This is a genomic window from Luteimonas yindakuii (assembly GCF_004803715.2).
Classification (GTDB): Bacteria; Pseudomonadota; Gammaproteobacteria; order Xanthomonadales; family Xanthomonadaceae; genus Luteimonas; species Luteimonas yindakuii.
In genome coordinates this window covers 319715-332790 of record NZ_CP039383.2, presented here as the reverse complement: position 1 = coordinate 332790, position 13076 = coordinate 319715, and the positions used below count along the sequence as shown (strand labels likewise).

Annotated in this window: 8 protein-coding genes; all 8 read right to left on the bottom strand. The window is 71.3% G+C overall.

The window, feature by feature from the left end:
* Positions 1-2 precede the first annotated feature (2 nt).
* Complete coding sequence (locus E5843_RS01510) at positions 3-1532, bottom strand: OpgD/OpgG family glucan biosynthesis protein (RefSeq protein ID WP_134675146.1); 1530 nt, start codon at positions 1530-1532, stop codon at positions 3-5.
* A gap of 127 nt (positions 1533-1659) precedes the next feature.
* Positions 1660-2406, bottom strand: coding sequence for an EAL domain-containing protein (locus E5843_RS01505; RefSeq protein ID WP_134675147.1), 747 nt, complete (start codon positions 2404-2406; stop codon positions 1660-1662).
* 73 nt (positions 2407-2479) lie between these two features.
* Positions 2480-3139, bottom strand: a complete 660-nt coding sequence (locus tag E5843_RS01500; protein ID WP_136411614.1) for a DUF6766 family protein — start codon at positions 3137-3139, stop codon at positions 2480-2482.
* Positions 3140-3209: 70 nt separating this feature from the next.
* Entirely contained in the window at positions 3210-3968 is a 759-nt protein-coding gene (locus tag E5843_RS01495; RefSeq protein WP_136411613.1) for a ribonuclease H-like domain-containing protein, read from the bottom strand.
* A gap of 560 nt (positions 3969-4528) precedes the next feature.
* Complete coding sequence (locus E5843_RS01490) at positions 4529-6928, bottom strand: DEAD/DEAH box helicase (RefSeq protein ID WP_141066118.1); 2400 nt, start codon at positions 6926-6928, stop codon at positions 4529-4531.
* 315 nt (positions 6929-7243) lie between these two features.
* Complete coding sequence (locus E5843_RS01485; RefSeq protein WP_136412993.1) at positions 7244-9391, bottom strand: glycoside hydrolase family 3 N-terminal domain-containing protein; 2148 nt, start codon at positions 9389-9391, stop codon at positions 7244-7246.
* Between the two features lie 275 nt (positions 9392-9666).
* Positions 9667-10164 carry a hypothetical protein gene (locus E5843_RS01480; RefSeq protein WP_136411612.1) on the bottom strand — a complete coding sequence of 166 codons (498 nt, stop codon included), beginning with the start codon at positions 10162-10164 and terminating at the stop codon, positions 9667-9669.
* 304 nt (positions 10165-10468) lie between these two features.
* Positions 10469-12214 (bottom strand): sensor domain-containing diguanylate cyclase, encoded by a 1746-nt coding sequence (locus E5843_RS01475; RefSeq protein WP_166815830.1) that lies wholly within the window; start codon positions 12212-12214, stop codon positions 10469-10471.
* Positions 12215-13076 lie beyond the last annotated feature (862 nt).

Here is a 13076-nt window from a genome sequence, read left to right as displayed (position 1 = left end):
CATCACGACGTCCACCGGTAGAGCCAGGTTTCGCCCAGCGCGCGGCCCCCGGTATGCAAGCGTGCACGCAACTCCACGGCGGTGGCCGCACCGGGCACGAGCTCGAAACTGGTGCGCCACTGGCCATCCTCCGGATTGCGCTGGACCACGGCGTTGCGCACTTCGCCGGCACTGGCCGACAGCTCGAGCAGCGGCGTCACCCCATCGGCCAATGCGTCGAGTGCGCCACCGTGCCAGTCGAGCACGAACAGGCGCACGCCGTCCTCGAACGCGGCGCCTGCACGGGTGGCCGTCACCAGTGCCAGCGTGGGATCCCAGCTGTGCATCGCCTCCCAGTGCAACACGTAGCGCCAGCGCGATTCCTGCCCCGCGGCCAGCGGCTGCGCCGGCCGCCAGGCGGCGACGATGTTGTCGTGGAACTCGTCGGCGGTGGGGATTTCGACCAGGTGCACCTCGCCCTCGCCCCACGGGTCGCGCGGCTCCACCCAAAGGCTGGGGCGACGCTCGTAATCGGCCTCGGTGTCGAGGAAATCCTCGAAGTCGCGCTTGCGCTGCATCAGCCCGAAGCCGCGCGGATCGCGGTCCTGCAGGCCGCTGACCTGCAGCGCCGCGGGATTGGCCAGCGCGCGCCAGACCTGTTCACCGCTGCCGGTCCACAGGGCCAGGCCATCGGAGTCGTGCACAGCGGGGCGGTAATCGTCCACGCCCACGCGGTCGCTGGCATCGAAGGCGAACATGCTGGTCAGCGGAGCGATGCCGACCGCGCGCAACTGCACCCGCGGATACAGCCGTGCTTCGACCTCGATGCGTGTACGCGGACCGTCCGCGGTGATCACCAAGCGGTAGGCGCCGGCGACGCTCGGGCTGTCCAGCAGGGCGTGGACCACCGTCGATGCACTGCCGGCCCGTGGCCGCTCCAGCCAGAACGCGCGGAACAGCGGGAATTCCTCCGGGCCCGGATCGCCGGTGCCCAGCGCGAGGCCGCGTGCGGACAGCCCGTACGCCAGCCCCTGCGCCACCGCACGGAAATAGCTCGCACCGAGGAACGCGCACAGTTCGTCGCCATCGGCGCGGCCACCGCCGGCGACATGCAGGCGGAAGCCGGCGAAGCCGAACCCGGCATCGGCAGCCACCGGCGCCTGGCGGCCGTAGTCGAACAGGTCGGGCGAGAACGCGATCGCGGTGGCCTGGCCGTCGGCGACCTCGTACATCTCCACCCGCTGCGGGAACAGGAAACCGCGATGGAAGAACTGCGCGGTGGACGGCAGCCCACGCCCGGCCCACAACGCCTGGTCGCCGCGATAGCGCAGGTCGCGATAGGCGTCGTAGCCCAGTGCCTCCAGCGACGCCGGCAGGTCCTGCGCGGGTGGCTGGTACGGTGCGGCGGCCGTGGCGCGTGCCAGTGCGGGCACCGTGGCATCGTCGAACGGCTGCGCGGGGCCGGCCGTGGCGGGCGCGGCCAGTGCGCCGCCACCACGCCCGGCAAGCACGGCGGCAATGGCGGTCGCCAGCAGGAAATCGCGTCGCTGCACGGGCTCGATCCGGAACGGGGAAGCCGCGCATGATGCACGCACCGGCCGTTACGTTTCGATAACCACCGCGCATTCGTCATCGCGGCGCTCCGGCGCCGTTACCCGCAGTGGACTGTACCCGGGCCTGTCAGGCCGCGAACACCGGCTCCGGCAGTGCGCCGAGTTGCGGGCGGGCGTACAGGTAACCCTGCTGCAGGTCGATGCCGAGGTCGCGCAGTGCCGCCGCTTCGTCGCGCGTTTCCACGCCTTCGGCCACGACCGCCACGCCGAGCGCCACGCACATGCGCGTCGCATGGTCGACGATGATCCGCCGCGCGCGGTCGCCATCGATGCCGCGCACCAGTGCCATGTCGAGCTTGACCAGGTCGGGCTGGAACGCCGCCAGCAGGTTCAGCCCGGCATAGCCGGCACCGAAGTCGTCGATCGCGGTGCGGAAGCCCATCGAGCGGTAGGCGCCGAGGATGTCGAGCAGGTGCTGCGGGCGCGCCACGTGCTCGCGTTCGGCGACCTCGAACAGGATGCGTTCCAGCGGCCAGTCGGCACGGCGCGCGGCGGCAAGCGTGCGGCGGATGCAGTTCTCCGGCTGGTACACCGCGTTGGGCAGGAAGTTGATCGACAGCGTCTGCCGCATGCCCAGCGCGGCGGCGGTCTCGATCGCCGTGACCCGGCAGGCCTGGTCGAAGGCATACAGGCGGTCGTCGGGAATCGCCGCCAGCACGGTGAACGCCGACGCACCATCGGCGCCGCGCACCAGCGCCTCGTAGGCATGCACCTCGCCGCTGGCGAGGTCGACGATGGGCTGGAAAGCCATCGCGATCGGCATCGGCAGCGCGCGGCCTTCGCCGCAGGCGTCGCAGGATGTGGTGCTGGACATGAGGTTCCGGAGGACGGCGATCCCACGCTATCGGCCGCGACCGGCGGCAATGAACCGCCTCGCGCACACGCGTTTACGTGCCGGTCTGCCGGTGCGGCGCACGCAGCGGCTTGGATTCCGGGGACTTGTCCTGGCGCAGGAAGATCGACAGCACTACGATCGCCAGCACCGCGAGGAACTCGCTCTGCCAGTTCTGCAGCGACTCGAACCAGAATTCCGCCCCGGCCAGGTGCTGCCAGACCTCGATGGGCGGTTGTCCCGCGGCCGCGCGGACGGCGAGTTCGTCCTGCCAGCTGCCGTAGAGGTGCAGCACGAACGAGGCCAGGAACAGGGCCAGGAACGCCAGTGACAACGAGTTCGCGTACAGCGCTTTCCAGGCGCCGCCCGCCAGCACCGGTCGCGGCGTCGGGCCCGCGTCGATCCGCTCTTCTTCCTGCGCGGGATCGAGCGGCCGCGACTCCGCCGATCCGCGCTGGCGCAGCCATACCGTCAGCAGCACGTACATGCCCATCTGCAGGAATTCGCTTTCCCAGTTCTCGAAGGTCGCGGAGATGAAATGGCCGCTGCTGGCGTATTCCACCAGCGACTCCGGTGGCCGGCCCTCGCGCGCGTGTTCGGCCTCCGAAACCCGATGCCCGACGACGAACTGCCCGCACAGCGCAGTGATGAACATGCACGCGAGGACCAGTGACAGGCCGTTGCGTCGCCAGAACGATGCCGCTGCTGCATCCATCGGAATGACCTCGTGCGGGAGCCGTGGCGGCACGCTCGCCGGCCCACCGCCAGTACCGCGTGAAGGCCCGCTACGCCGGATCGGCCACTGCGTCGAGCAACCCGCACAGGCTCCTCAGGTCCTGTGCGTTGTGGTCGCCGACCCGGCGCAGGGTAGCGGCGCTGCCGCCGCGCAGGTACTGCAGCCAGGCCGCGGGTGCCTGCGAGCCCGGCAGATCGTCCTCGCGCACCACGCCCAGCAGTTCGCGCTCGGCGGTGGCGAGGCGGCAGTTCGGCCACACCGTGCGGTAGCGGCGGCGCATCGGGTGCAGCAGGTCGATATGGCCGCAGGCCGGCAGTGGATCGGCCAGTCGCGCCAGCCGGTAGCGGGTGGTCAGCAGCGGGCGGTCGTAGCTCTTGCCGTTGTAGGACAGCAGCACCGTGTGTTCGCCGAGCCAGCCGGCGAACGTCCGCAGCATGCTGGTCTCGGCCGCGAGCGTGGCGATCAGCAGCTGGCGCAGGCGCAGGCCACCATCGTGCCAGTCGGCCGCGCCGATCATGAAGGCGCGGGTGCCGGTGCCGCCGGCCAGGCCGGTGGTCTCGGTGTCGAAGGCCAGCACGCGTCCGCGTTCGACCTCGCCCTGGCCGATGCCGTGCAGCACGAGATCGTCGCCGCGCGGCCATGGGGTCCAGCTTTCGGTGTAGTACAGCCCCGGCGCGATCTGTTCGCCCGGCAGCATGCGGTCCGCCGCGGGTGCGGCGCGCAACGGTGCCTGCGGGCGCAGGTTGAGCAGGCGCCGCAGTTGCGCAGCGGGGTCGGCGCGACGTGCGGGCGCGGGGATCGTCGGCATGTCCTGTACCGCTTCAATCCGTTCCGGTCCTGCAGGCGCGAAGCTGCCCACGCCATGCCGGCTCCCGTCGTACCCGCGTGGGCGCGGATCGATGCACGGCCGGCTGTCGGGGTCCGGGTGTCCATGGACTCCCGCCTGCGCGGGAGTGACGGCATCGGGGCCCACAGCGCCGTGGGCGCCCCACCCTTGACCGTCATCCCCACGAAGGCGGGGCTCCCAACGGCCGGATGGCTGGTCATCCAGTGCCCCTTCCGAATCGGAGCCCCAGTGCACACGTCCATGGTCTCCCGCCTGCGCGGGACTGACGGCATGCATGTCGGACCCCGTACGAATGGTGATCCCCTGCCCGTCATCCCCGCGCAGGCGGGGACCCAGTGCCTCTGTCGAATGGGACTCCCAGTGCACACGTCCATGGACTCCCGCCTGCGCGGGAGTGACGGCATTGGGGCCCGCAGCGCCGTGGGCGCCAGACCCTTGAACGTCATCCCCGTGAAGGCGGGGATCCATGGACGTCGAGCCCGCCTGCCGGCGCAGCCCGGCCAGCTTGCGTGCCAGCGCGCTCATGCGTCGACCGCGCCCAGCAGGGCGAGCACGCGTTGCGCGGTGCGCTTCGGCGAATCGGCGCCCTCGCCTTCCTGCGCTTCCAGCACCGGCCCCACGCAGGCCGGGCAGCCGCCGCGGCAGCCGCAGTCGCGCACCAGTTCCACCGCGCGCGCATGCAGTTCGGCGCGGCGTTCGAACAGCGGCAGCGACAGGCCGACGCCGCCGGGGTAGTTGTCGTAGAGGTACAGCGTCGGGGTGAAGCCGCGCACGTCGTCCGGCGATCCCGGCTGGCCTTCCGCATTGCGCCACTGCCCGCGACCGGCGCCATCGGCACTGGCGAACCACGCGCCGTCGCCGCTGCCCACCGCCTTCTGCAGGTCCTGCGCCTCGGCCATCACCAGCAGCTGTGCGACCAGGTGCAGCGCATGCGCGGCGCCGAGAAAGCCGTCGAGTGCGTGCTGCCGGCTTTCGAACGCGGCGTCCAGCACCGCCTGCGGCAGCTGCCACCACGCCGCGGTGGTGTGCAGTTCCTGGTCGGGCAGGTTCACCGGGCCGTAGCCGATGTTCTCGTGGGTGTGGAAGCGGATCTTCTTGTAGCCCGACACCCGCCGCACCACGTGCACTTCGCCATGCCGTGCGAGTCCTGCGCCCGCGGTGGCGCTCTCGGCCTCGTCGAGCACCTTGAGCTTGGTGTAGTCGATCGCGTCGGTGTAGTAGTCGACGTGGGTGCGGCGCACATAGGCCTTGCGGCCGTCCCAGTCGAGACGCTCCACCTGGAACGGTTCCGACTGGATCATGTGGATCGCGCCCTCGTACAGGGTGAGCGCGGCGGCCGAATAGTCGACCTCGGCGATGATGGTCTGGCGGCCATCGGTGCGGTCGACGACGACGAAGTTGCCGTCCGCCACCGAGCGCAGGTTGACCGCCTGCGCCGGGTAGCTGTCGGCGATCCACTCCCAGCGCGTGGCCTCGTGGTGCAGCACGCCGGATTCGGCCAGCACTTCCAGCCATGGCGCCGGTTCCACCGGGCCGAAATAGTCGCCATCGACGAACGGCAGCTCGAAGGCAGCGCAGCGGATGTGGTCCATCAGGATCAGCGGCTGGTCGGGCTCGATGCGCGCCTGCTCGGGATTGGCGCCGGCGAAGAACTCCGGATGCCGCACGATGTACTGGTCCATCGGCTGCGAGCTCGCCACCAGCACGCCCAGCGACGGCTGTTGTCGGCGGCCGGCGCGACCAAAGCGCTGCCAGGTGGCCGAGACGCTGCCGGGATAGCCGTTGAGGACCACCACGTCGAGGCTGCCGATATCGACGCCGAGTTCCAGCGCCGAGGTGCTGACGATGCCGTCGATGTCGCCTGCACGCATCGCACGCTCGACCTCGCGGCGTTCGGTGGGCAGATAGCCGCCGCGGTAGGCACGGATGCGTCGCGGCTTGCGCGGATCGTGGTCGAAGACCTCCTTCAGGTACTTGGTCAGCACCTCCACCATCAGCCGGGTCTGGCAGAACACCAGCGTCTTCAGCCCCGCCTTGATGGCGAGGCGCGCGATGCGGTTTGACTGCGAGCGCGCCGACGCGCGCAGGCCGAGGTCCGGGTTTACCACCGGCGGATTCCACAGCAGCACGTGCTTGTCGCCGCGTGGTGCGCCGGATTCGAGGATAGCCTCGACCTCGTCCTCGATCAGCGCGCGACCGTGGTCGGCGGCGTTGCCGATCGTCGCCGAGCACAGGATGAACTGCGGGCGCACGCCATAGAACGCGCACACGCGCTTGAGCCGGCGGATCACGTTGGCCACGTGCGAACCGAACACGCCGCGGTAGGTGTGCACCTCGTCGATCACCACGTAGCGCAGGTTCTCGAAGAACTGCGCCCACTTGGTGTGGTGCGGCAGGATGCCCTGGTGGAGCATATCGGGGTTGCTGACCACGATGTCGCCATTCAAGCGGATCGCCTGGCGCGCATCGCCGGGGGTGTCGCCATCGAAGGTGGCCGCGCGCAGGCCGAGCTCGCCGGCGCGGTTCAGTTCCAGCAGCTCGGCCACCTGGTCCTGCGCCAGCGCCTTGGTCGGGAACAGGTACAGCGCCTTCCTGCCTTCGGCGAGTGCCGCGGCCACCACCGGCAGCGTGTAGCACAGCGACTTGCCGGAGGCGGTTGGCGTCGCCACCACCAGGTGCTTTCCGTCACGCGCCGCCTGCCAGGCGCGCGCCTGGTGGGCATACAACTGGTTGACCCCGCGCGTGCGCAGGGCGGCGGCCAGCGCCGGCGGCAGGTCGTCCGGGAACGGCGCGAAGCTGCCGTCCTGGCCGGGCACCACGAAGTGGCCGGTGATGCGGTCGCCGTAGCGGCGGGTCAGGCGCTGGGCAAGGTCACCGCCGCCGGGCGCGGCGAGGGCCTGCGTGCCCGCAGGCGTGGCGATCGGGTGGTCGGAAGCACGGAGGATGGCGTTCAAGCGGGCACGTCGGTTACGTCAGCGGGCGGTCCTTGTACGCGAGGGCCGTCTCGCCTGGTGCGACTGGCGCCAAAGTGCCACACGTGAGCGGGCCCAAGACCCTTCTCCCGCGAGCGGGGTGAAGCGGCACGCTTGCGGGCCAATGGTCCGCGTGCCGCTGAACGCCCGAGCGGCAACGCGAGGGCCGGGGCGCGGAGCGAGGTGCCCCGAAGGGGCGGATGAGGGCCACGCTCGTGTCCGTCTGCCCTCACCGCTGCCCCTCTCCCGCAAGCGGGAGAGGGGTTATTCCACCCCCGGCCCCAGCAGCTCGAAGCGCAACGGCTCGCCGGCGACCGACGAGGGCGCCAGCCACAGGTCGAACGCGCCAGGCTCCGCTTCGAAGCGCAGGTCCGGCCCGGTGAAGGCCAGTTGCGCGCGGGCGAGCTCGAAGCTGACTTCCACCGTCTCGCCCGGGCCGATCGCGACCTTGCGGAACGCCTTCAGCTCGCGCACCGGGCGCACGCGGCTGGCGACGCGGTCATGGATGTACAGCTGCACCACCTCCTCGCCCCCCACCGTGCCGGTGTTGGTCACCTCGACGCTCGCGGTCAACCTGCCATCCCACGCCATCCGCGTGGTCGACAGCCGCGGCGTGCCGTACTCGAACGTGGTGTACGACAGCCCATGGCCGAACGGATACAACGCGTCGTTGCCGCAGTCGCGCCAGCGGTTCTTGAACTCGGTGACGCCAGGCAGCTCGGGCCGGCCGGAACGCGGATGCGCATAGAAGTACGGCTGCTGCCCGGAGTGGTGCGGAAAGCTCACCGGCAGCCGCGCCGACGGGTTGTAGTCGCCGAACAGCACGTCGGCGCTGGCGTGGCCGGTCTGGCTGCCGAGGAACCAGCAGGCGAGCACCGCCTGCGCATCGCGCACGCCGCCCTCCAGGGCCAGCGCGCGTCCATGGCGCAGCAGCACCACGATGGGAGTGCCGGTCGCGAGCACGGCATCGGCCAGTGCCTGCTGCGCCGGCGGCAGGGTGATCGCCACCCGCGACTGCGCCTCGCCGCTGTAGCGCTGCGGCTCGCCAAGCGCCAGCACCACCACGTCGGCGTCGCGTGCAGCGGCAACCGCGGCCTCGATGCCACCGGGCAGCGGTTCCTCCAGACCGCTGCCGGCACGGACCGTCAGCAGATCCGGATCCTCCAGCGCCGCACGCACCCCGCTCACGAGATCCACATAGCGTTCGCGGTCGCCGAACAGCACCCAGCAACCTTCGAGGTTGTCGCGGTCCCCGGCCATCGGGCCGATCAGTGCGATCTTCTGCCCCGCCTTGCGCAACGGCAGCACGCCACCGTCGTTCTTCAGCAGCACGATCGAGCGCCGCGCGGCATCGCGGGCCAATGCCTCGTGCGCGTCGCGATGCGAGCTGTCGGCCTCGCGCTGCGGGTCGAGCGAGCGGTACGGATTGTCGAACAGGCCCAGCCGCTCTTTCAGTTCCAGCACCCGGCGCACCGAGGCATCGAGCTGTTCCTGCGCAACCGCGCCGTCCGCGACCAGCGCGGGCAGGTGATCGCGGTAGAAGCCGCTCTGCATGCTGATGTCGAGGCCCGCGGTGAACGACAACCGGGTCGCATCGCGCTCGTCTTCGGCATAGCCGTGGGCGATCAGTTCCATGTCGGCGGTGTAGTCGCCGATCACCAGCCCCTCGAAGCCCCACTCGCTGCGCAGCAGGTCGGTCATCAGCCAGCGGTTGGCGCTGGCGGGGACGCCGTTGATGTCGTTGAAGGCGCTCATCAGGGTGAGCGCGCCGGCCTCGATGCAGGCGCGGAACGGCGGCAGGTGCACGTCGCGCAGGGTCTGTTCGGAGATGTCGACCTGGCTGTAATCCAGGCCCGCCGCGGCGCCACCGTAGGCGGCGAAATGCTTGGGCGTGGCCAGCAGCGAATCCTCCGCACGCAGGTCGTCGCCCTGGAAGCCGCGCACGCGCGCGGCGCCGAACACGCAGCCCAGCAGCACGTCCTCGCCGGCGCCTTCGGCACCACGCCCCCAGCGCTGGTCGCGGGCGATGTCGACCGCGGGGGCGAAGGTCCAATGCAGTCCGGCGGCGGTGGCCTCGATCGCCGCGGCGCGCGCGGTGCGCCACGCAAGGTCCGGTTCGAAGCTCGCCGCCTCGCCGAGCGGAATCGGAAACACGGTGCGCATGCCGTGGATCACGTCGGCGGCGAACAGCAGCGGGATGCCCAGCCGCGACTCCTCCACCGCGATGCGCTGCGCCTCGCGCCCCAGTGCTGCGCCCACGCCGTTGAACAGCGTGCCCACGCGCCCGGCGCGCACCTCGGCCAGCACGTCCTGGGCACTCTGCTGCGCGACTTCGGGATTGACGTCGGCCGCGAACGGCCGGTGCATGTCGGCGAAGCAACCGAGCTGGCCGACCTTCTCGTCCATGGTCATCCTGGCAAGCAGGCTGTCGATGCGTGCGGAATCAGCCACGTCCACTCCGTTGTAACCGGTTACAGAGGCGCTATGGTGCCACGGTTCGCCGCCCGGGCAGCCGGCGACGTCCCCGCCGTGTCGTGTCCGATCACCCTGATCGCCTCCCCCGGCCCGACGAGCCGCGGCGCGCTCCTACCCGGCGTGATCGCGCATCGCCGCAGGCTTCGTCGCATCGGCCGGCGCTCGACGGCCAGGTCCGGCGCACGCCGGCCGCGACCGTCGCGACCGCCTGCTCAGCCGATCTCGCCCGCCCGCCGCAGTTCCCCGATGACCGCGGTCACGCCGGCGCCGAGCATCAGCCATGCTGCACCGGACTGGCCGCCGTCCAGCCGATCGCCGAGCAGCCAGAGCGCCACGCCCCCCATCGCCGCGGCCAGCACTCCGGCCACCAGCACGGTCGGGCGGACTTCCACGTGGCTGGCCGATGCCGGTTCCGCCAGCCCTGCGCTGGCGCGCTGGGCGCGCTCGGCTTCGAGTTCCACGCGGAGCGCCTCGCGCGCCTGTTGCTTGCGTCGGCTGCGGCGCAGCAACACGACGAATGCCAGTGCGCTGACGACGTACAGCAGGATCCGCGACCACGGGCCCGGGCCGGGACCACCCAGCGCGGTGACCAGTGGCGAGACGATCATCATCGCCGCCGTCCCGATGAACAGCGCCAGCAGCGCCAGCCCGGCCGGCCGCAGCCACCGCATCAAGGACTCCGGCGCCTCTTCGAGGGGATCGAATCGCATCAGCACGCTTCCGTGGCGTGAGCCCGGCGCGCGCCGGCGCGACAGGCCGCCGCATGACGCAGCCCTGGAATGCCCTCGTCCGCTGCCGCTGATTCGGCCAGGCGGACCGCCGGCCCGGTTGTTGAAAACATCACATCACTCCCCGGTCGACGTGCACGCCCCGGGCGAATCGTATCGGCCGCGCCTTCCCTCCGCGACCGTGGCCGCGGGAGCGGGCCACCAGCGGAGGCCGCCACTGCAGGCGCTCGCCGGGCAGGCTGCGTCGTGTGTGGACACCCACCGCAGGCACGGCGGTGATCCGCACTCAGCCCTGCACGTGCACCCGATAGCCGTTGCGCCCCGCGTCCTTGGCCGCGTACAGCGCCGCGTCGGCCCGCGCCATGAAGGTCACCGCATCGACGGGCTCGAGCGCATAGGCGATGCCGATGCTGGTGGTGACGACCAGTGGCGTGGCGTCGACGTCGACCGGCTGCGCACTGGCGGCGACGATCTTGCGCGCGACCGCTTCCGCCGATCCCGGCGCGGCGTCCTCGACCAGGATGGTGAATTCGTCGCCGCCCAGGCGCGCCACGAGGTCGGTCCCGCGCACGGCGTCGCACAGGCGCCGGGCGAACAGCTGCAGTACCGCATCGCCGCAGGCGTGGCCATGGCCATCGTTGATGCGCTTGAAATGGTCGATGTCCATGCACAGCAGCGCCACCGGCGTGCCGTGGCGCTGCAGGCGCCTGAGCGCCTGCGCAAGGCGTGCGTCGAACTCGCGCCGGTTGGCGAGGCCGGTCAGCGCGTCGGCGCGCGCCAGCCGCTCGAGTTCGCGCCGGCTTTCCTCCAGCGCCTGCTCCACCGCCACGCGGCGGGAGATGTCGCGGGCAGCGAGCATGAGGTCGCCGCTGTCACCGCCGTCGTCCGCCGGAATGCGACGCGAGACCGCCTCGATCCACACGTAATGGCCGTCGCGATGGCGCACCCGGAACACATCGGTGCGCGCCCTGCCGGTGGCCAGCACCTCGGCCATGGCCTGCTGCTGCTGCGCGCGGTCGTCCGGATGCACGATGTCCCAGCGCGAACCCAACAGCTCCGCCGGCGACCAGCCGAACATCTCGGCCGACGACGGCGAGACGTACAGGCGCTCGCCGTCCGCGCGTACGCGGGCGATGGCGTCATGCGAGTGGTCGGCCAGCATGCGGTAGCGGCGTTCGCTCTCGCGCAGGCTCGCGGCAAGCCGCTGCCGCTCGGCCATCGCCAGGCACAGCGGAATCGTCATCAGGCAACCGCCGGCGAGATACACCTGCAACAGCGCGATGCGTCCGTGGTCGTCGAGGTCGTGCAGCCACAGCGGGCCATACCCGAGATGGGTGGCGCCGGCGCCGATCAGCCCCAGCGCGATCACCCCCAGCGCCACGCCCACGAACTGGTGGCGCGCCGCCACCAGCAGCAGCGCCGGGTAGGCCAGGAACAGCAGCGGATACGGGGTGAGGAAAACGCCGGTCGCGACCGCCACCAGCAGGCCCATCGTCGCCGCCAGGCTCCAGCCGCGCCCCTGTGCGGTGAACAGGCGTAGCCTCTCGCGCTGCACCACCAGGGTGGTCGTGGCCACGACCACCATGCCCACCACATGCGCGGCGTACCAGCTGGCGAACGCCCGCCCCCACGGCTGGCCATGCAGGCCGTGCGCGACCGAGGCGGCCATCGCGCCGGCGACCGCGCAGGCCACCAGCGTGGCGGCGATCGCGATCCCGCCCAGGCGCATCCAGTGCCGCGGGTTGCGGATGTCGGGCACCCGGCTGCGCACCACAGCCGCCACGGCCAGCACTTCGACCAGGTTGCACAGCGCGATGGCGGCGGCGTACGCCGGCGCGTCGCCCGCCAGCAGGCGTGCCGGCAGTTCGGCGGCGAAGGCGATGGCGACGTAGCCCGGCCAGGTCGCGGTGCGCCGGCTCAGCAGCCATCCGGTGAGGATGCCGTTGCCCACCCAGATCGCCGCCAGCTCGCCCGGCCCGCGCGCCAGCGTGAGCGCAAGCCACGCCGCCGTCGCGATCAGCACGGCCAGCACGGCACGGTCGGCCCAGTAGGTCCGTAACAGTCGCAGGAGGTGCAGCGCGGGCTCCGTCGTCGCAGTGGCGGACCCGCACTCTAGCGCATGCGCTTGCACCGTCCGCCGGCGTCACGCGGCCGCCGCCGTGCGCCGGAGGGCGCAATGCGACGGGCATGCATGCACGCGCCTGCCAAACACGGGCGTGCCGCTACGGGTGTGACGCGGATCGCGCTCTGCAACACACATGCCGCCCGCGCGGGTGCCTTGGATGAACCCGTCAGCATTTGCCGCGCGCCATGCGCGTGAATTTGCACAGTCGGGCTGACCGCCATGGCCTGCACTGTCATCGTGCTACCCGCACACGGGAGACAGATCGACAGGACCGCGGAACCGGACGGTGAAACCGCCTGCAAGGCGAGCGACATGGATGTCGCGGGTCCAAGTGGCGCGAAGCGCCGGATGAGGGCGCTCGCCAACCTCCGATTCACGCGCAACCGCGAGCACGTGGATGGACAGAATTTGTCCAACTGCGGAACTCCGAGGCCCGGCGACGGAGCACCGGACCCGGCTGGTGGGGCTCGGAGCCCGGCCGGCGGAGTGCCGGACCCGGGCTCCGGACTGTTCTGCCCGGCCGGTGGCGTGTTCCGGTCCGATGGTCGAGCGTGTTGCCCGGACCGCCGGGCCCGTCAAGCCGGACGGCGAAGCTTTTCGCCCGGGCGGCGGGGTTCTTTTCCCGGATCGCGGAGCCTCGAGCCCGGACGGCGAAGCATTGCGCCGGGCTGGCGCAGTGTTCCGCGGGCTGCCGCAGCGTTGCGTCGGGCGTCAGGCCAACGTCGCCCGGCGATGTGCTGCGGCGGCCACCTTCCAGCCCATCCGACCT